The sequence below is a fragment of the Mycobacterium sp. NGS22 genome (genome assembly GCF_059813095.1).
This window is the reverse complement of the sequence record NZ_JCALDY010000043.1, coordinates 1-19015: the sequence shown is the minus strand read 5'-3', so window position 1 is coordinate 19015 and position 19015 is coordinate 1. Positions and strand designations below refer to the sequence as shown.

The following is a 19015-nucleotide window of genomic DNA, read 5'->3' as shown; positions in this document are numbered from 1 at the left end:
TAGCCGTCATAGAAAACGTCTATTTGCTTTACAAGCGACCTTTAATTGCATGAATTCGGCCTTCTTGTATGGCAGGTGGTCACCGGGTGCGGGCAGTGTCCATCGCCGGTTCGCTGTCGGCGACGCAAGAGACGAAATCTCCCCGGCGCAGCCGGCGCCGGGGAGACTAGGGAGAAGATTCGCGCTCAGTTTTCCTTGAGGATCAGCTTCCGCAACGCCGCGCCGTCGGAGGTGAGCAGTTCCTCGATACGAGGCTTGTTCACCTCGGCGACGATGATCTCGCCGACCTCCTGATACACCTCGCTGAAGATGCCGTGCGACTTCATCTTCTCGGTCTGGTACTGGTTGTCCTCGGTCGGCGTGACGTAATAGACCGCGTCGGCCTTGAACCGGTGCACCAGCCACAGATGGATCAAGGTCATCAGCCGCTTCTGGCGTAGCTTCTCGGCGAAGGTGTTCTGGTCACGTACCTGCAGGATGCTCCGGCCGTGCCGGTCCTTGATGGGGTCGACGACGACGTTGGCCAGCTGCTCGTCGGCGTCCCCGTAGATCCCCAGTTCCAGCACATCCGAACCGGCGCGGCGGGGCCGCAGCGTGACCCGGAGCTTCTCGCCCAGCTGATAGTGCTCGCTCCACACCGCCAGCCACTCCTCGAGCAGCTTCTTGGGCACCTCGGTCTGCACCAGGTGCTGGTGCTGGGTGGACCCCTTGCCCATGGATTTGGTGGTCGCCGTGCGTCCCGAGGACGCCGCCAGCGCGGCGTCGCTGCGCGGCCCGCCCACCAACGTCTGCGGCGTGCGGTACGGCGACTCGACCAGGCGCATCTTGCGTTGCAGCCGGGCCAGCGCCAGCATCCCGTCCTGGCGGAGGTTGGTGGCGAACTCCTCGGCGGCGACGCCGTCGATCTGGTGACCGCCGTAGGTGATGAAGTTGAAGACGAACCCCATCTTGCCCAGCTCCGCGGGGAACTCGCGCATCTCCTCGTCGGTCATGCCGGTGGTGTCCCAGTTGAACGACGGCGACAGGTTGTAGGCCAGCATCTGGTCGGGATACACGGCATGGATGGCATCGGCGAACTGGCGTGCGTCGGCCAGATCAGCGGTCTTGGTCTCCATCCACAGGATGTCGGCGAACGGCGCAGCGGCCAGCGACTTCGCGATCGCATAGGGGATGCCGCCGCGGATCTGGTAGTAGCCCTCCGGCGTCTTGGCCAGCTCGCAGTCCCATCCCGGGTCGACACCCAACTCTTTCGCCTTGCGTCGCGCGTCATAGAGCGACGCCGTGGCGGCGAACGTGCGCCAATCCTGTGCGCTCATCCCACGCGGCTCGTCGTCGCTCTCACCGAATTCCAGGACCTCGGCGACCGCTTCCCCGTAGGTGAGCACCCCGGCGTCGTCCTCCCAGGCGGCCACGAACCGCGATTCGACGTCGTCGTACACGTCGTCGATCGAGGTCTCGCCGTTCTCCCGCCACGTCTTGATCGCCTCGGCGATCAGCTCGGTGATTCCCTGACGCTCCAGCCACGCGCCCGCCTCGGCGTACTCGTCGTCGCTGAGCGAATACAGCAGGTGCCCGTTGAGTTCCTCGACACCCGAGTCGTAGAACCGCCGCATCATCGCCAGGAAACACGCTTTGTACGACGGCACCTGGAGGTTGGTGGCCCCGAGCAGGAACGGCTGGTCGCGTTCGTCGCCGCGGCTGTCGAGCAGGTTGGCCGCCTCGGCGTCGGTGCGCGCGACGATGATGCCGGGCACCCGCATGATGTCGAGCTGGAACCGGGCGGCGTTGAGTCGCTTGATCTGTTCGTCCGAGGGGACCAGGACCTTGCCGCCCTGGTGGCCGCACTTCTTGGTGCCCGGGCGCTGGTCCTCGATGTGGTAGCCCGGCACGCCGACCTCGGCGAAACGTCGAATCAGGTTGCGCACGTGCGGATCTCCGCCGTGACCGGTGTCCGCGTCGGCGATGATGAACGGCCGGTAGTCGAAGAAGGTGGCCGACGCGCGCTGGCGCTCACTCATGTTCAGCCGCTGATATTCCTGGTTGCGGTCGGCGGTCAGCAGCGCACGCACCAGCACCGCGGCATCGTCGGGCACCTGGCTCAACGGATAGCTGGCCAGGTCCGGTCCCGGGTCCTCGGTGACCGAACCCTTGGCCGAGGTCGCCCAGCCGCCCAGGTAGATGGCCTCGATGCCCATCCGCTTCATGCTCACCGCCTGCCCCGGTGAATAGGGGCCGAAGGTGGTGACGCTCTTCTTCTCGGCGAACAGTTCGCGCAGGCGCGGGAAGAAGGCGGCCGCCGCCTCGCGTGCCACGGTGTAGTCGACCGGGATCGTGCCGCGTTGCTCGACGACCTGGCGGGCCGTGTAGAGGCGGGTGATGTCGGCGAAGCGCGGGCTCTCGAAGTAGCGCTGCGTCGCGGCGACGTCTTCCTCGAACTGTGATTGGACCGCATTGTCCGTTTCGGCGATGGCCATGGCCTTACGCTCCTCTTCAGCCCCGATTCACCTGACGCACGAAGTGTATGCCCCAAGATAGTGATCTGAATCACCGGCCGAGGGGCCTGCATCACAATGGCTTTCGCGCCCCGTCCGGGGCGAGCGTCAGCTCGGTCCCGGTACGGCCGCGCCGTACCGATGGCAGGCGGCCAGCGCCAATTCGACGTCGACGCGGTCATCGATCGGACGTCCGCGACGAGCGACGGCTTGCTCCACCCGGTTCCTCAGCACGGTGAAGGGGACATCGAGATCGCGTGCCGCGGCCTCGTGGACGGATCCGCTGTGCAGGAACACCCGCAACGACTCTCGCAGCAGCGCGTCGTCGTCGGTGTCGGCGGCCAGCGGGCCGAGGACATCGGCCACCCATCCGCGGATTTCGGCGGTGTCGGTGCCGAGCAACGCCACGGCCGCCAGGTCCGGATCGGTGGCCGCGGCCACCGTCCGCTGAGCATCCGAGTGCGCCGGGCCGCCGGCCGACACCGCCGACCGCACCCGCTGGGCCTGACGGTGGGAACGACGGAATCCACCCACCCCGGTGCCGATCGCGCCCAGCGCGATGGACGGCGAATCCTCTCGGACACGGGCGAATTGGCGCACCTTTGCGACGATGTCGCCGGGCGCGGTTCGAAACGGCAGCCAGCCCCAGGCGCTGGTCCGGTCGGCGGCGGCGAACAACGGCGCCGCGGAGGCGTCGACGGCCCCGGCCAAGCTGCGGACGAAGCGCTGCATGCGGGCCAGCTCGTCGTGTTCGGTCGCCGGGTCCGGCTGCCACGCGATGACCGCGACGTGTTGCCACCGCAACGGGTAACGGATTGTGGCAGAGGTGATGTCGACGTCGACGGCGGATCCGTCGGCAAGCACGTCCCGGACCCTCATCGCGCGGATGCTGTTCTGGTTTTCCAGCCAGTGCTGGCGTTCGTCTTCGTACGCGCTGACCACGTGTTGGGACACCAGGTCGACGTATTCGAACACCAATGTGGTGATCACCTCGATCACGGCGACCCTGGTGGTGGGTTCGACGTCGAGGGCACGCAGTTCGGTGAACACCAGCTCGGTCATGTGCCGCTGCCCGAGTCGATACGCCCGCACCAGAGACGTGACCGGTACGTCGTGCTGGGCCACCCGGCGGGCATACTCCAGTGCCGCATCGGGAGCGGTGATTTCGTCTACCGGGATGTCATGCAGCAGTGCATCGAAGATCGTCTCGATGTTGGCCCGGATGCTGGCGCCCATCAACTCGAGCATGTGCGCATCGCCGCGCAGTTCGGGGACCTGTTCTTCGAGCGCTTTTTGAATCGTCGTGCTGATGTCGGCGACCTGCCGTTGCAGCCCGGTCGCGATCGTCAAGACACAGGCGTGCACCTCGTCGTCACCGGACGAATAGCTCACTCTTGGAACGGTAACGCCACTCGCGACGGAACCGGTAGAACTCCGAGCCCGCCGCTATCCGGTGGCGAGGCCGGGAGTGTATGACGGAGACGTACCGCAACCGAACAAGGAGAAACCGTGCGCGCAGTCGTCATCACCAAACATGGCGGACCGTCGGTCCTGCAGGTACTGCAGCGTCCGGACCCGCCACCGCCGGGACCGGGCCAGCTGCGCATCGAAGTCCGGGCCGCCGGCGTCAATTTCGCCGATCACCTCGCGCGTGTCGGCCTGTATCCCGACGCACCCGACCTCCCCGCCGTGGTCGGCTACGAAGTGGCCGGCACCGTGGTGGCCGTAGGCGACGGAGTGGAAGACAGCCGGATCGGCGAAAGGGTCTTGGCCGGAACGCGTTTCGGTGGTTACGCCGAGATCGTCAACGTCGCCGCGGCCGACTCGGTGCCGTTGCCGGAGTCGGTGAGCTTCGAACAGGGCGCGGCGGTTCCGGTCAACTACGCCACCGCGTGGGCGGGCCTGCACGGCTACGGGTCGCTGCGCGCCGGCGAACGGGTGCTCATCCACGCCGCGGCCGGCGGTGTGGGCATCGCGGCCGTCCAGTTCGCCAAAGCCGCCGGGGCCGAGATACACGGCACCGCCTCGCCCGCAAAGCACCAGAAGCTGGCCGAACTGGGTGTAGACCGGGCGATCGACTACCGCCGTGACGGTTGGTGGAAGGGGCTGCAGCCCTACGATCTGGTGCTCGACGCCCTGGGCGGCACGTCGTTGCGACGGTCCTACGATCTGCTGCGGCCGGGCGGACGGCTTGTCGGCTACGGCATCTCGAATCTGCAGGAAGGCGAGAAGCGGTCGCTGCGCAGGGCGGCGCCGCACGCGCTGGCGATGCTGCGCGGGTTCAATCTGATCGATCAGCTATCGGAGTCCAAGACCGTCATCGGCCTGAACATGCTGCGGTTGTGGGATGACCGGGGCACGCTCGAACCTTGGATCACGCCACTGCGCCAAGCGCTCGACGACGGCATCGTGGCACCGGTCGTGCACGCCGCGGTCCCGTTCTCCGAAGCCCCTGAGGCACACCGGATTCTGGCGGCGCGGGAGAACATCGGCAAGGTGGTGCTGGTGCCGTAACGGCGGACAGCAATCCGCGTGTCAGTCCGCGGCCGCGATCAGCGCGGCGAGCCGGCTGCGGTCGACTTTGCCGGTCACGTTGTAGGGAATGTCGTCGACAATCCTCAGTCGCTCCGGCAATTTGAAGTAGGCGATCAGATCCGCGCAGTGCGATCGCAGTTCCTCCAGCGTCACCGGCGCGCGCGACACCACCGCGGCACCTACCCGCTGGCCGAGTTCTTCGTCGTCGACTCCGGCCACCGCAACGTCACGCACCGCCGGATGGGACCGCAGCGCCTCCTCCACCTCGATGGGCCCGAACTTCTCGCCGCCACGGTTGATGGTGTCGCGCAGCCGGCCGCTCGGGTACAGGTAGCCGTCGGCGTCCCTACGGCCCAGATCACCGGTGCGCAACCACCCCGCGGTGCTGTTCAGCGGGCTGTCGACCCAGATCTCGCCGACCGCGCCGACCTCCACTTCCACACCGGTGTCCGGGTCGACCACGCGCACGTCGACGCCGGGAAGGGGCCGTCCCACCGATCCGGTCCGGGCTGGATCATGGTGATCCTCGGGCAGCAGGTTGGCGTAGGTGCCCAGCGTCTCGGTCTGGCCGAACACATTGGTGAATGCCACGTGCGGAAGGGCCGCAATTGCCTTGCGCATCAACGTCTTCGGCGCGGCCGCGGCCCCGTAGGTGATCGCGGACAGCGAGGACAGGTCGGTGGCGGCGAAGTCGGGATGTTCCAGAATTCGATGAATCATCGTGGGCACCAAGAACATTGCGGTCACCCGATGCCCGGACACCAGTCGCAGCCACTGGCCGGCGTCGAACCGGCGCTGCACCACCAGGGTGTTGCCCGAGTACAGACTGGCGAGCAAGCCGAGCGACCCTCCCACGTGGAAGTAGGGCACGCACATCATCACCGCGTCGGGCGCGGTGTCCGGCGAGAACGGCTCGGATGTCCGGTTGAGCCGTGCGGTGAGTTGCCGGCTGCCGATCGGGACCGTCTTGGGCAGGCCGGTGGTGCCGCTGGTGAACAGGACCATCGCGGGCAGGCCGTCATCGACGCATACCGGAGGTGCCGGCCGTTCGTCGCCGGCGAGGAGTTCGGACGCCGTCAAAACGGTGGGCACCGCCGCTTCGCGCAGGCGGTCGGCGTGCGTCTGCCCCGCCACCGCCACGTCCGTGCAACCGGCGTTGTCGAGCAGTGCCCGCAGTTCCGGCGGCGTCAACGCCGGATTCATCAGCGCTGCCGCGGCGCCGATGCGGGCCGCTCCGAGCAGGGCGGCGATCGAAAGAAGGCTCGCGGTGTCGACGACGGCGACGCGGTCGCCGGGGCGGACACCGTGTGCAGCCAAGCCGGCCGCGCAGGCTCGCACGGCCCCGGCGAGTTCGGCATAGCTGTACGGGCGGTCGTCGATGACGAGCGCGGTGCGCTGCGGATCGTGTGTCGCCGCGGCGTCGACGATGGTCCCGATGTTCATGTACTCAGTACAGCGGCGACCAGGTCGAGGTCCGCAGCAGCCGACTGGTCCACTGATCCCGTAAGTCCAGCGCATCGTGCAGCCACGTTCCGGGAGTCCGGTATTCGGCCGGGATATGGGTGCGTAGCAGGTCGAGCAGCGCCTCGGGACGACTGATCTGCTGCATCAGGATCACTTCGCGGCGCAGGTGACTGCCCAGGGCGGGCTGGAACGACGCATGCATCCGCAGCATGGACGCCGGCTGTTCCAGGCCGCGGGCATAAACGTCCCCGCACCGCAGGATGTATTCCTCGAACTTGTCCTCGTAGGGCCACATGGTGTCTTCCATGTAGAGGCTCATATCGTGCTCGCGCCCGTCCACCGGCACATCGTCGAACGACACCTCTTGCATCGGCGACCACGGCAGCGGCACCAGCAGCTTGGCGTCGACTCCGTGGCGCAGTTCGTCGGTGTGATGCATCCAGTCCCGCAGGTCCCCCTGCTGCACCCGCTTGGTCAGTCGTTCCCAGGCCGCGCCGTCGCGAACCGCGGTCACGGTGATGACGGTGTATGCCGGGCCGCTGCCCTGGGCCTGGTTGGTGTACCACAGCAGCCGGGCCTCGTCGCCGGCGGCCAGCGTGGGCATCCAGCCTTCGCGAAACGCCGCCTCGAATTCATCCTCGGCGCGCCCGCGCACCGTATGGACTTCATGCATGAACAGCAACGCCCAGACCTCCGAACGCCTTCTCGCCCACTATTTGCAGGGACGTTAATCGGGACGAATCTTCCTGTCCACGCCGGCTCTACGCACTCGTCAATATCTCAGGCGCACCGTCCGGGCCGCTCGCCGAGTACGCTGTTTAGTTATGAGTTCTAAGCAAGCGCGAGTTTTCGGCGTCGCTGCACTGTTGGTCGCAGGCTGGGCGGGCTCGCTGGGTGTCGCGGCCGCCGACCCGGAGCCGACCCCGTCCCCGGCCCCGGCTCCCCCGGGCGCCGCTGCGCCGGCCGCGGCACCCAGGACGACCATCGACCATGACGGCGTCTTCACCGTCGGCAAAGACATCGCCCCGGGGGTGTATGCCTCCGCCGGGCCCGTCGGCAACGGCACCTGCTACTGGAAGCGGATGGGTAATCCCGACGGTGCACTGATCGACAACGCGATGACCAAACGGCCCCAGGTCGTGCAGATCGAGGCCACCGACAAGGCGTTCAAGACCAGTGGTTGCCAGCCCTGGCAGCCGTCGGGCGAGGCACCGCCACCCGCGGCCGCGGGTCCGCAGGTGCAAACCGCCCTCGGCATCCTGAACGGGCTGCTCGCGCCGAACGGTCAGCACGGGCCATAGCCCCCCGGTCGGGACTCAGGCCGGTGGGGCCAGGGCGCCCTCGACCGTGGTGTACATCGGCAGCAGGCGGCGCAGGCCGCAGGCGGCGATGGTACGGGCCACGATCGGCTGATCGCTGACCAGCCGCAGATTCACCCCGCGCCGACGACACCGCACCGACTCTTGTGCCAGCACGGCGTAGGCGCACGATCCCAGGAAGTCCAGTTCCCGGATGTCGATGACGAACGGTCCCGGCGCAATCGCGATCGAGGCGCTTCGGTTCACCAGACGCTGCCAAATGGTCTCGTTGCTGGCATCGATGTCACCGCCGACATGGACGACCACCGCCGAGCCGGTGCATTCGGTGAGCGCTCGCAAACCGCTGCTGGGATCGGTGATTTGAGAATTCAGCCGCGTGCTGGATGGAGCTGGCGATGATTTGATCGCGACAGTCTTCATCGTTCGCAATGTCCCGTCGTCGTGGTGGCTGAGGATGCCTTCGGTTCTGAAGGCGGCAACGTCGTCGTACCGAAAAACAGCGTAGGTGTTCGCGGGGTTCAGCGAGTGGTCTTCGTGATTACGGGCTTAATAAGCATATGTGCAACAGGCGCTGACAACCTAGGGTGTCGCGCCGGAAATTTACGTGCTCCGCGAAGCGCGACGCGTCAGGAGCGACAGAATCCAGCTGACGATGGACAGCAGGATGGCCGCCCAGATCGCCGTCCACCAGAAGTGGTCGATCTGCAGTCCCCAGTGGGTGGTGTGCTCGGTGATCCGAGCGGTGATCCAGAGCATGAACGCGTTGACGACGATGTGGAACAGCCCCAGCGTCAGGATGTACATCGGGATCGACAGGATCTGCACGATCGGCTTGACGATGGCGTTGACCAGACCGAAGAGCACCGCGACGACGAAGATGATGCCGACGCGCCGCAACGTAGTGTCACCGCCGACGAAGCGCAGCCCGGATACGAACTGCGTCACCACCCACAACGCGAACCCGGTCAACGCCGCGCGCAGCAAAAAAGGCACCATCCGGCGATCCTGCCACCACGGGCGCAATGCAGCCGGTTCAGGCCGCGCGGTGCGCCGCGCTCGCGGGATGGCGTCGGGTAGGCCACGATGCTGACGTGACCAGACAGCGCCTGACCAGCGACCAGCGCAACTCCTTCCTCGCGGCGTTCCTGGGCTGGACGATGGACGCCTTCGACTACTTCATCGTCGTGCTGGTCTACGCCGACATCGCCGAGACGTTTCACCGCAGCAAGACCGAGGTCGCGTTCCTCACCACCGCCACGCTGGCGATGCGACCGCTAGGCGCGCTGCTGTTCGGGCTGTGGGCCGACCGGGTCGGACGACGGCTGCCGCTGATGGTCGACGTCATCTTCTACTCGGTGGTCGGATTCCTGTGCGCGTTCGCGCCCAACTTCACCGTGCTGGTGATCCTGCGGCTGCTGTACGGCATCGGCATGGGCGGTGAGTGGGGACTGGGGGCCGCGCTGGCGATGGAGAAGGTTCCGGCCGAACGGCGGGGCTTCTTCTCCGGGTTGCTGCAGGAGGGCTACTCGTTCGGCTACCTGCTGGCCACCGTCGCCTCGTTGGTGGTGATGAACTGGCTGGACCTGTCGTGGCGCTGGTTGTTCGCGCTGAGCATCATCCCGGCCCTGGTCAGCCTGATCATCCGGTATCGCGTGGAGGAATCCGAGGTGTGGGAAGCCACGCAGGACCGCATGCGGCTGACCAAGACCAGAGTTCGCGACGTGCTGCGCGAGGCCAAGGTCATCCGTCGGTTCTGCTACCTGGTGTTGCTGATGACGGCTTTCAACTGGATGAGTCACGGAACCCAGGACGTCTACCCCACCTTCCTGAAAGCGACCACCGACGACGGCGCCGCGCTGTCCAGCGCGACCGCCCGCTGGATCGTGGTGGTCTACAACGTCGGCGCGATCGTCGGCGGTCTGGTCTTCGGCACGTTGTCGCAGCGATTCGGCCGCCGCTACACCATCGTGTTCTGCGCGGTGGTGGGGTTGCCGATCGTGCCGCTGTTCGCCTACTCACGCACCGCGGCCATGCTGTGCCTGGGTTCGTTCCTGATGCAGGTGTGCGTGCAGGGTGCGTGGGGAGTAATTCCCGCTCACCTGACCGAGATGTCGCCGGACGCCATTCGCGGCCTGTATCCCGGCGTGACCTATCAGTTGGGAAACCTGCTGGCCGCGTTCAACCTGCCGATTCAGGAGCACCTGGCCGCGACCCACGGTTACCCGTTCGCACTCGCGGCCACGATCCTGCCGGTGCTGGTCATGGTCGCGGTGCTGACGTGGATCGGCAAGGACGCCACCGGAATTCGGTTCGGCACTGCTGAATCCACTTTTCTGCCAAGCGAAGTCGAGTGAGCTGCGGACCGGCGTCCACCGCGTCCCCGGTCGATCCGCGGCCGGCGCTCAGCCCGCTTCGGAACCGTTCAACGTCCGCAGCAGCATGTGCATCGCGACGGTGGTGGAACGTTCCCGGACGTCGGAGCGGTTGCCGGGCAGCCGCAGGGTGCGGGTGACGCCGGTTCCGTCCGCCAGCGCGACCGTGAAACATACTGTGCCGACCGGTTTCTCCTCGGTGCCACCGCCAGGGCCGGCGATTCCGGTGATGGCCACGGCGGTGTCGGCGCCGAAGCGTGTCAGCGCGCCCGCCGCCATCGCCTGCGCGACCGGCTCGGACACCGCCCCATGCTGCTCGATCAGGCCCGCGTCGACGCCGAGTAACTGCACCTTGGCCTCGTCGGCGTAGGACACCACCCCGCCGACCACGTAGTCCGACGAGCCGGCCCGATCGGTCAGCCGCGCCGCGAGCAACCCCGCGGTGCAGGATTCTGCGGTGGCGATACGGCGTCCGGCGAGCAGGGCGGCGACCAGATCGTCGACTTGCGAACCGTCTTCGGAGAACACCTGCGCACCGTGGCGATCGCGGAGCAGTTGGCTCAACTGTGCGTAGACCTGTTCGGCGGCCGGCTCGTAGCGGGTGACGATCTCCAGCTCACCCCGGCGCAGACAGGTGGTGATCTCCAGCGCCTCGAAACCCGCGATGGCGGTCTCGGCTTCCCGCAGCGTCTCGGCCAGCCCGGACTCGGGCAGTCCGAACATCCGCACCATGTCCTGCCGGTAGACCGTCCGGCCGGCGATCGCCTCCTGCACCCCGGGGGTGTCGACGGCCTTGTGCCACATGGGCTGGAGTTCGCGTGGGGGTCCGGGAAGCACCAGCACCGCGGGCTTGCCAGGGACCACGACGCCGGGTGCGGTGCCTACCGGATCGAGGATCTGCGCTCCGACCGGGATCATGGCCTGCTTGCGGTTGGCGGTCCGCACCGACTCGAAGTTGCCCGGCTCCAGCAGCGCCGCGAATGCTGGATTGCGCGCCATCAGCGACTTGAGGATGTCGGCGATCCGGTTCTCCAGCGCGTCGTCCAGGACCAACTCGCGGCCACAGAATCGGGCCACCACCTCGACGGTCATGTCGTCGGCGGTGGGCCCCAGCCCGCCGCTGGTGATGATCAGATCGACGCCCTGATCGGCCATGAAGCGCAGTTGCGCTTCGATGTCGGCGGGGCGGTCACCGCAGATGGTGATGTGGGCGAGTTCGACACCCAGTTCCAGCAGACGATCGGCGATCCAGGGCCCGTTCTGATCTTGGACCCGTCCGGTCAGAACCTCGGTGCCGGTGACCACGATGCCCGCGCGTGCGCTCACCGTGACGACACTACGCACCGCCACCGAGTTGATTCTTAAGTGCTGGGGCTGCCTTGCTGGCCGGGGATTCCCGGATCGGTCAATCCCCCACGCTCGCCGGGACTTCCGGGCTGACCGGGCTGACCCGGTTGACCGGGCTGGCCCGGCTGACCGGGTTCGCCGCCGGCGCCACCGGGGCCGCCTTCGCCCGGCTGACCGCCGGGGCCGCTATCGCCACCGGGGCCGCCGGGGCCGCCGTCGCCCCCGCGACCACCGTCGCCACCGCGACCGCCCGCGCCACCGCGACCGCCGGCTCCGCCTCGACCACCCGCGCCGCCCTGACCGCCGGCCCCGCCGGGCCCGCCTGCGCCGCCGGTCATGCGCTGGGTTCTGGAGCTGGGAAACGGGCCATCATTGCGCCTCCTGGTTGCCGTGCGTGGATCCGCACCACGCTACGCGCAGCGCTGAGCACCGGGTTTGCCAGGCCGATCAACTCGACAGATAGCGTTCGACCGACTCGACCTTTCGCGTCATCGCATCGCTGACCCCGGTTCGCCAGTCCGCCTTGATCACCGTGCTGACCCGCGGTGCCCGGGCGGCGACGGCCTCCACCGCGCGCTGCACCACGGCCATCACCTGCTCCCAGGTATCGCCTTCGATCACGGTGAACATCGAGTCGGTCCTGTTGGGCAGTCCCGATTCGCGGACCACCCGAACCGCTTCGGCGACGATCTCACCGACGGCCTCGCCTACACCTAGCGGAGTGACGGAAAACGCGACCAGCACAGACATTCCTTCACTGTCGCATGGCAGCATCGGGGCTCATGCGGGTTCTGGTGCAACGGGTCTCGTCGGCCACCGTCTCGGTGGACGGCGAACAGGTCGGCGCCATCCGCCCGGACGGACAGGGGCTGCTCGCCCTCGTCGGCGTCACGCACACCGACGGACCCGAAACAGCGCAGCGCCTGGCCGAGAAGCTGTGGACGTTGCGGATCCTGTCCGGCCAGAAGTCCGCATCCGACGTCGACGCGCCGATCCTGGTGGTCAGTCAGTTCACCCTGTACGCCGACACCGCCAAGGGGCGCCGCCCATCGTGGAACGCCGCCGCCCCGGCCGCGGTCGCCGAGCCCCTCGTTGCGACGTTCACCGAGGCGCTACGCCGCGCGGGCGCGCGGGTGGAGACCGGTGTCTTCGGCGCTCACATGCAGGTCGAGTTGGTCAATGACGGGCCGGTGACCGTGCTTTTGGAGCTCTGACGGGTACGTTCGGAAGCTATGACGCCCCCTGAGTTCGGATCGCTACGCTCCGACGACGACGAATGGGACATCGTCAGCGGTGTCGGCTACACGGCTCTACTGGTAGCCGCCTGGCGTGCGCTGCATGCCGTCAACGAGCAGCCATTGGTGCGCGACGACTACGCGAAGCTCTTCATCGAGGCCTCGGGCGACGATTATCTGACCGAACTGTTGGCCAACCCGGGAACCTCCGACCACGAGAACGCTTTCCCGCGCCTGTACGGCGTGCAGACGCGGTTCTTCGACGAGTTCTTTGCAACTGCCGGTGATGCGGGCATCCGGCAAGCGGTGATCGTCGCCGCGGGTCTGGACTCCCGGGCCTACCGGCTGCAATGGCCAACGGGGACAACGGTTTTCGAGATCGACCTGCCCAAAGTCCTGGAATTCAAGGCGCAGGTGCTCAGCGAGCACGGCGCGGCGCCGAAGGCCGAGCGGCGCGAGGCCGCCGCCGATCTGCGCGCGGACTGGCCCGCTGCACTGCTGGCCGCCGGATTCGACCCGCAGCGTCCGAGCGCCTGGTCGCTGGAAGGGCTACTGCCCTACCTGACCAGCGCCGCCCACGAAGCGCTGTTCGCCGGCATCACCGAGTTGAGTTCCCCGGGCAGTCGACTTGCCATAGGCGCGTTGGGGTCTCGGCTGGATCACCAGCAGCTGGCCGCACTCGAAGAGGAGCACCCAGGGGTCAACCTGGCCGGTGATGTCGACTTCTCCTCCCTGACCTACGAGAACCCGCTGGACCCGGCGGAGTGGCTGGCCGCACATGGTTGGGCGGTCGAACCGGTGCGCAACAACCCGGATCTGCAGGCCGGTTACGGATTGACCCCGTTCGAGGTGGACATCACGATCGACGGCTACATGCACTCCCAGTACATCGTCGCCCAGCGCTGAGCCCTCAGGACGCCGTCCCGGCGACGTGCCGACGGTAGTAGTGGCGGCCGTGCAGGCGTTGATAGTGCCACACCGCGGCCGGCAGCGCTCCGCGCCGATGCAGCCAGAAACCGCTGGGCGCGTTGGAAGTTGGCGTCCGGCGCCCGATTTCGACCTCGGCGACGACGATGCCTTCCCCGTCGGCCTCGTCGCGGCCGGCCAGCACGGTGCCGTCGGCCGCCACGATCAGGGTGCCACCCTCGAATCGGCCGCGGTATCGGATCGGCAGCCACGGCATTCGGCACCGTAGCGGGCCCGCGTGCGCGGCATGCAGCACCGGTGCGCCGACGTAGCTCGCCAAGGATGCCGCAGCCCGTCGTGCTGTGGCCGCGTTGCGCGCCTCCAGCCGGCGGAAGCTCGCGCGCGGCCACCACTCGGGAATCGACCACCACCCCGACCCGGTCATCGCCAGATCGATGCGTCCACGCAGTCGGCGCACCGTCTGAGTGCGCATCAGTTCCCAGCACACCGCCGCCCCTACGGTCATTGCGTCCGTCTCGATCACGCCGTCGTCGTCACCGCCGACGTAGAAGGCGTTCTCCCACATCGTCGGCAGGTCCTTGTCATGGCGCCCGGCCAATCCGGCGGCCGTCGCGAGCAGGTAGGCATTGCGGACGTTGCCGTCGTCGTCCCGGATCAGCAACGAGCCGCCGACCATCACGTCGTGGCGCCGGGCCAGACCCAGCAGCAGTTCGGTGGCCTTGCCGTCGGGCGGCAGCGCGGCATCGGCGAGATCGGGCCAGAACCCGATGCCGGTGGTGAAGAATTCGGGCAGCGCAATCGTCTCCGCGCCGGCCTGGACCGCGTCCTCGACGAGACGTTCGATGGTGGCCAGGTTCGCGTCGACGTCGGCCGGTACGGCTTCGAGCTGGATTGCGGCGCAACGCATGAACACCATGCTGCCACGGTGGAACGCTACGGCGTCAACAGGATTTTGACCGTATCACCGGTCCGCGCCGCCGCGGTGCGGTAAGCCTGGGCCGCTTCGTCCAGCGGCATCGTGGTGGTGAAGATGCCCTCGACATCGAGGCGCCCGGTTTGCAGCAGCGGGATCAACTCCGGCCAGGTGCGCTGTACCGGCGCCGTCGTCCAGCGCACGGTGATGCTGCGGATCAGGGACATGAGGGCGGGGAACGGAAACGGTTGCAGGTCGTGCACACCGACCACCGACACGGTGCCGCCGGGACGCACCGCGGCCAGCGCGTCGGTCAGTGAGGCATCCGTGGCGACAGCGTCGATCACCGCGTCGGCGCCGCGTCCGCCCGTCGCGGCGAGGATGGACTCGACCGTCGGTCCCGGCACCGCGGTGGCGCCCCACTCGACGGCGCGCTGCAGTCGACCCTCGACCCGGTCCACCGCGAAAACCGTTGCCGCGCCTTGGGTCAGCGCGCTGCGCAGCGCGCACAATCCGACCGCGCCCAGTCCGATCACGGCGACGGTGCCGCCGTACGGGATGTCGGCGCGCTGCGCCGCAGCCCAGCCGGTGGCCAGATTGTCGGTGAGTAACAGCGCCTGTTCGGTGGAAATCCCCTCGGGCACCTTGCGGACCTGAAAGTCGGCCGCGTGCACCGCGAGCAGATCCGTCTGAGCGCCCGGCAGCACACCGCCGCCGAAGATGTTCAGACCCGAATAACACATGACCGGGTCGTTGGTGGCGCATCCCGGGCACGCTCCGCAGCCGGCCACCGACGACACCAGAACCTCGTCACCGACCCGCACGGTGCGGACCTCCGGGCCCGCCTCGACCACGGTGCCGACGGCTTCGTGGCCCAGCGCGATGGGTTCGACCATCGGGTAGTCGCCTTCGTAGAAATGCAGGTCCGAGCCGCAGATGCCGGCGGCGCTCACCTGCACGATCACCCCGTCCGGTCCGGTCAGGGCCGGATCGGGCCGGGTGTCGACCCGGATGCTGGCGGGCCCGTCGACGACTACCGTTCGCATCGCGCTCACTTTCCCTGTCGGAGAATGAAATTGGACCAATCGGGCTCGCGCACCGCGGCCCAGTACTCGTTGAGGCGCCACGGGCTGACGGTGTGAATTTCCCCGTCGGCGTTCTTGAAGTACGAATGTTTGACGGCCGGATGTGACCACACCATCTTCTTGATCTCGGCCTGGGTGCGTTGATGCCACTCGGTGGCTGCGTCTGCGGTGGGCTCCACGGCGACGATGTTTTCCTCGGCCATCCGTTGCAAGCACAGGTTGATGTAGCGCATCTGGAGTTCGGACTGGAAGATCAGGCTGCCGCCGTGCGCCAGGTGCGTGCCGGGCCCATAGATCAGGAAGAGATTCGGGAAGCCAGGGACGGTGACGCCCAGATACGCGTAAGGCCGGCTCCCCCACAGCTCGTGCAGATCGATTCCGTTGCGGCCCTTGATGTTCAAGGGCCAGAGCACGTCGGTGTGCCGGAAGCCGGTGGCGTAGACGATCACGTCGAAGTTCCGGGTGGTGCCGTCCTCGGTCTCGATGCCGTGCGGTGTGATCCGCGCGATCGGGGTGCGCACCAGTTCGACGTTGTCGCGTTGCAGCGTTTGAAGCCAGCTGCCGTTGTCCTGCAGGGTCCGTTTGCCGGTGGCCGGATAGTCGGGCAGCACCTGGGCCAGCAGCTCGTCGCCCTCGGGGACCTGGCTGGTGATCCACTGACTGAACATCATCCGGGCGGCCGCGTTGATGTCGCTGACGGCATAGTCCTGGTCGGCGTAGCTCGGGTCGCCCTGCGCGGCGTCCAGACCTTTGTCCGCGCCCGGCCATAACAGCAGGAATCGATACCACCGCCCGTAGCACGGCAGATGACGGAGCGCCCAGCGGACGCCGGCGCCGACCTCGTCGTGGTACATCGCGTTGGGAAACATCCATTGCGCGGTGCGCTGGAACACCGTCAGCTGCTCGACGTCGCCGGCGATCGCGGGTGCGATCTGGAATCCGCTGGCACCGGCGCCGACCAGGGCTACTCGTTTGCCGGTCAGGTCGACCGAATGATCCCACCGTGCGGAGTGAAACGACGGACCGGCGAATGTGTCGGCCCCGTCGAAGTCGGGGACGTGCGGCCGGTTGAGCTGTCCGACCGCCGTGATCACCGCTCGCGCCTGCACCGTGCTGAGGCTGCCGTCGGTCGCGCGCAGCTCGACGGACCAATGGCCTTGCGTGTCAAGCCATGTCGCCGAGACGACTTCGGTGTCCCAGCGCACGTGCCGGGCCAGGTCGTGGTTGGCCATCACCTGGGTGAAGTAGTCGCGCAGCTCGGGCTGCTCGGCGAAGAAGTGGGTCCAGTCGTTGTTGGGTTCGAAGCTGTAACAGTAGAAGTGGTTGGCGACGTCGACGCGTGCGCCGGGATAACTGTTCTCCCACCATGTTCCACCCGGTCCGGAGTTCTTCTCGATGATGATGAACGGAATGTTGGCTTGTTTGAGGCGAATTCCGGCCAGGATGCCGGACTCGCCGCACCCGATCACGAGCACCGGGAAGTCGGCCATCGAACCGGCCGGCAATGTGACCGGACGGCGCGGATCCACGCCTTCGAGGTCGATCTCCTCGAGCGCCAGGGGCAGGTAATCGTCGGGAACGTGTTCACACGCGGCCCAGTCCATCATTTCCCGGATCAGGTCGTAGCTGAGCGGTTCGGGCTCTGGGCAGCCGCGATCGCGATAGTCGACGATCACCGGTAGCGCCTCGGCGCGGGCTCGGGCCTTGTCCTCCTCGGACATGAATCCTTGAACCTCGTTGAGGAATATGCCCATCTGCTTGAAGTCGCGGATGAACCGGGGATCGCCGGTGATGTGCACCAGTGACAGCAGCAGCGTCGGGATGCTGACATCCTCTAGCGCGGCGGCGATTTCGGCTGTGGACGTGGTGAAGGGTTGCCCGGCGTACCGGCTGCGCATCGAGGGGCCAAATCCTTTCGGGGATGCAATTACGCTACCCGTCGTTTCGTAATTGCGGGCTTCACGCTACCTCGCCGTAGCTGTCGGGATCAAGCGCTGTGGCTACGGGTCGCCGTCGGCCCGGCGAGGCGACGGGTATTAGTCGCCGCGCGCGGGACCTGGCTGGCCAAGCGACAGGCCCCCGTACTAAACTAGAACACGTTGCAGTTTTTCCGCTCGGTCAAGCTTCCTAGGAGCAGGCATGCACACCGCCCTGTGCGATCAACTCGGTATCGAGTTTCCGATCTTTGCGTTCACCCACTGCCGCGATGTCGTCGTCGCCGTCAGCAAAGCCGGCGGGTTCGGCGTGCTCGGTGCGGTCGGCTTCACCCCGGAGCAGCTGGAGATCGAACTGAACTGGATCGACGAGAACATCGGCGACCACCCCTACGGCGTGGACATCGTGATCCCCAACAAGTACGAGGGCATGGACTCGCACCAGTCCGCCGAGGACCTGACCAACACGCTGCGATCCATGGTGCCCCAGGAACACCTGGACTTCAGCAAGAAGATCCTCGCCGACCACGGAGTCCCGGTCGAGGACAGCGACGGTGACAGCCTGCAGTTGCTGGGCTGGACCGAGGCCACCGCCACCCCGCAGGTGGAGGTGGCGCTCAAGCACCCCAAGGTGACGATGATCGCCAACGCGCTGGGCACTCCCCCGGCGGACATGATCAAGCACATCCATGACGCAGGCCGCACCGTGGCCGCTTTGTGCGGCTCGCCGTCGCAGGCCCGCAAGCACGCCGACGCCGGGGTGGACATCATCATCGCCCAGGGTGGCGAGGCCGGTGGACACTGCGGCGAGGTCGGCTCGATCGTGTTGTGGCCGCAGGTCGTCAAGGAGGTGGCGCCCGTCCCGGTCCTGGGTGCCGGCGGCATCGGCAGCGGCCAGCAGATCGCGGCTGCCCTGGCGCTGGGTTGTCAGGGCGCGTGGACCGGCTCGCAGTGGCTGATGGTCGAGGAGTCCTCGAACACCCCGGTTCAGCAGGCCGCCTACATCAAGGCCGGCAGCCGGGACACCGTCCGCAGCCGTTCGTTCACCGGCAAGCCGGCCCGGATGCTGCGCAACGACTGGACCGAGGCGTGGGAGCACCCGGACAACCCGAAGCCGCTCGGTATGCCGCTGCAGTACATGGTGTCCGGGATGGCGGTGCGGGCCACCAACCGTTACCCGAACGAGTCGGTGGACGTGGCCTTCAACCCGGTGGGGCAGGTCGTCGGCCAGTTCCGCAAGGTGGAGAAGACGTCCACGGTGATCGAGCGCTGGGTGCAGGAATACCTGGAGTCGACGACGCGACTCGACGAACTCAACGAGGCCGCCGGCGTCTAGGGGCGATCGTCGGCGCGGCGTCGCCGGGTGCAGCGGGTCGCGACGGTAGAACTAGT

The 19015-nt window shown here is 67.2% G+C and carries 18 protein-coding genes; 6 read left to right on the top strand and 12 right to left on the bottom strand.

Annotation, left to right across the window (positions count from 1 at the left end; translation table 11 throughout):
- Positions 1 to 185: 185 nt before the first annotated feature.
- Together aceA and AC5Y47_RS24285 are read right to left on the bottom strand one after the other, a co-directional pair.
- Complete coding sequence (gene aceA, locus AC5Y47_RS24290) at positions 186 to 2474, bottom strand: isocitrate lyase ICL2 (protein WP_499946797.1); 2289 nt, start codon at positions 2472 to 2474, stop codon at positions 186 to 188.
- A 126-nt stretch (positions 2475 to 2600) separates the two neighbouring features.
- On the bottom strand, positions 2601 to 3884 hold the full coding sequence (locus AC5Y47_RS24285) for an RsbRD N-terminal domain-containing protein (RefSeq protein ID WP_499946796.1): 1284 nt from the start codon (positions 3882 to 3884) through the stop codon (positions 2601 to 2603).
- Positions 3885 to 4001: 117 nt separating this feature from the next.
- On the opposite strand from AC5Y47_RS24285, the gene AC5Y47_RS24280 reads away from it, so the two are divergent.
- Positions 4002 to 5006: a zinc-binding dehydrogenase gene (locus AC5Y47_RS24280; protein WP_499946795.1), complete on the top strand. Its 1005-nt coding sequence runs from the start codon at positions 4002 to 4004 to the stop codon at positions 5004 to 5006.
- Positions 5007 to 5027: 21 nt separating this feature from the next.
- On the opposite strand, the gene AC5Y47_RS24275 is transcribed toward AC5Y47_RS24280, so the two are convergent.
- Positions 5028 to 6470: a class I adenylate-forming enzyme family protein gene (locus tag AC5Y47_RS24275; protein ID WP_499946794.1), complete on the bottom strand. Its 1443-nt coding sequence runs from the start codon at positions 6468 to 6470 to the stop codon at positions 5028 to 5030.
- A 4-nt stretch (positions 6471 to 6474) separates the two neighbouring features.
- Positions 6475 to 7164: a hypothetical protein gene (locus AC5Y47_RS24270; protein WP_499946793.1), complete on the bottom strand. Its 690-nt coding sequence runs from the start codon at positions 7162 to 7164 to the stop codon at positions 6475 to 6477.
- A 151-nt stretch (positions 7165 to 7315) separates the two neighbouring features.
- On the opposite strand from AC5Y47_RS24270, the gene AC5Y47_RS24265 reads away from it, so the two are divergent.
- Positions 7316 to 7792 (top strand): Rv1352/Rv1906c domain-containing protein, encoded by a 477-nt coding sequence (locus tag AC5Y47_RS24265; protein ID WP_499946792.1) that lies wholly within the window; start codon positions 7316 to 7318, stop codon positions 7790 to 7792.
- 15 nt (positions 7793 to 7807) lie between these two features.
- Here AC5Y47_RS24265 and AC5Y47_RS24260 read toward each other — a convergent pair whose 3' ends face one another.
- Both AC5Y47_RS24260 and AC5Y47_RS24255 read right to left on the bottom strand, forming a co-directional pair.
- Entirely contained in the window at positions 7808 to 8230 is a 423-nt protein-coding gene (locus tag AC5Y47_RS24260; protein WP_499946791.1) for an anti-sigma factor antagonist, read from the bottom strand.
- 180 nt (positions 8231 to 8410) lie between these two features.
- A complete protein-coding gene (locus AC5Y47_RS24255; RefSeq protein WP_499946790.1) occupies positions 8411 to 8806 on the bottom strand; it encodes a phage holin family protein in 396 nt (131 codons plus the stop codon).
- 95 nt (positions 8807 to 8901) lie between these two features.
- Between AC5Y47_RS24255 and AC5Y47_RS24250 the strand changes: the two genes are divergently transcribed.
- Positions 8902 to 10164: a sialate:H+ symport family MFS transporter gene (locus AC5Y47_RS24250; RefSeq protein WP_499946789.1), complete on the top strand. Its 1263-nt coding sequence runs from the start codon at positions 8902 to 8904 to the stop codon at positions 10162 to 10164.
- Between the two features lie 48 nt (positions 10165 to 10212).
- On the opposite strand, the gene AC5Y47_RS24245 is transcribed toward AC5Y47_RS24250, so the two are convergent.
- From AC5Y47_RS24245 to AC5Y47_RS24235, 3 genes are all read right to left on the bottom strand, one after another.
- Entirely contained in the window at positions 10213 to 11508 is a 1296-nt protein-coding gene (locus tag AC5Y47_RS24245) for a competence/damage-inducible protein A (protein ID WP_499946788.1), read from the bottom strand.
- Positions 11509 to 11587: 79 nt separating this feature from the next.
- Positions 11588 to 11815, bottom strand: a complete 228-nt coding sequence (locus AC5Y47_RS24240) for a hypothetical protein (protein ID WP_499946787.1) — start codon at positions 11813 to 11815, stop codon at positions 11588 to 11590.
- 161 nt (positions 11816 to 11976) lie between these two features.
- On the bottom strand, positions 11977 to 12279 hold the full coding sequence (locus AC5Y47_RS24235) for an MTH1187 family thiamine-binding protein (protein ID WP_499946786.1): 303 nt from the start codon (positions 12277 to 12279) through the stop codon (positions 11977 to 11979).
- Positions 12280 to 12311: 32 nt separating this feature from the next.
- On the opposite strand from AC5Y47_RS24235, the gene dtd reads away from it, so the two are divergent.
- Complete coding sequence (dtd, locus tag AC5Y47_RS24230) at positions 12312 to 12743, top strand: D-aminoacyl-tRNA deacylase (protein WP_499946785.1); 432 nt, start codon at positions 12312 to 12314, stop codon at positions 12741 to 12743.
- A gap of 18 nt (positions 12744 to 12761) precedes the next feature.
- Complete coding sequence (locus tag AC5Y47_RS24225; protein WP_499946784.1) at positions 12762 to 13670, top strand: class I SAM-dependent methyltransferase; 909 nt, start codon at positions 12762 to 12764, stop codon at positions 13668 to 13670.
- A 4-nt stretch (positions 13671 to 13674) separates the two neighbouring features.
- On the opposite strand, the gene AC5Y47_RS24220 is transcribed toward AC5Y47_RS24225, so the two are convergent.
- Genes AC5Y47_RS24220 through AC5Y47_RS24210 form a run of 3 tightly spaced genes read right to left on the bottom strand, consistent with a single transcriptional unit; the run spans position 13675 to position 17587 of the window.
- Complete coding sequence (locus AC5Y47_RS24220) at positions 13675 to 14607, bottom strand: carbon-nitrogen hydrolase family protein (protein WP_499946783.1); 933 nt, start codon at positions 14605 to 14607, stop codon at positions 13675 to 13677.
- Between the two features lie 17 nt (positions 14608 to 14624).
- Positions 14625 to 15650: a zinc-binding dehydrogenase gene (locus AC5Y47_RS24215; protein WP_499946782.1), complete on the bottom strand. Its 1026-nt coding sequence runs from the start codon at positions 15648 to 15650 to the stop codon at positions 14625 to 14627.
- Between the two features lie 5 nt (positions 15651 to 15655).
- Entirely contained in the window at positions 15656 to 17587 is a 1932-nt protein-coding gene (locus tag AC5Y47_RS24210; protein ID WP_499946781.1) for a flavin-containing monooxygenase, read from the bottom strand.
- 241 nt (positions 17588 to 17828) lie between these two features.
- On the opposite strand from AC5Y47_RS24210, the gene AC5Y47_RS24205 reads away from it, so the two are divergent.
- The gene (locus AC5Y47_RS24205; protein WP_499946780.1) at positions 17829 to 18959 is read left to right on the top strand and encodes a nitronate monooxygenase; all 1131 of its coding nucleotides are present in this window, start codon (positions 17829 to 17831) and stop codon (positions 18957 to 18959) included.
- Positions 18960 to 19015: the final 56 nt, after the last annotated feature.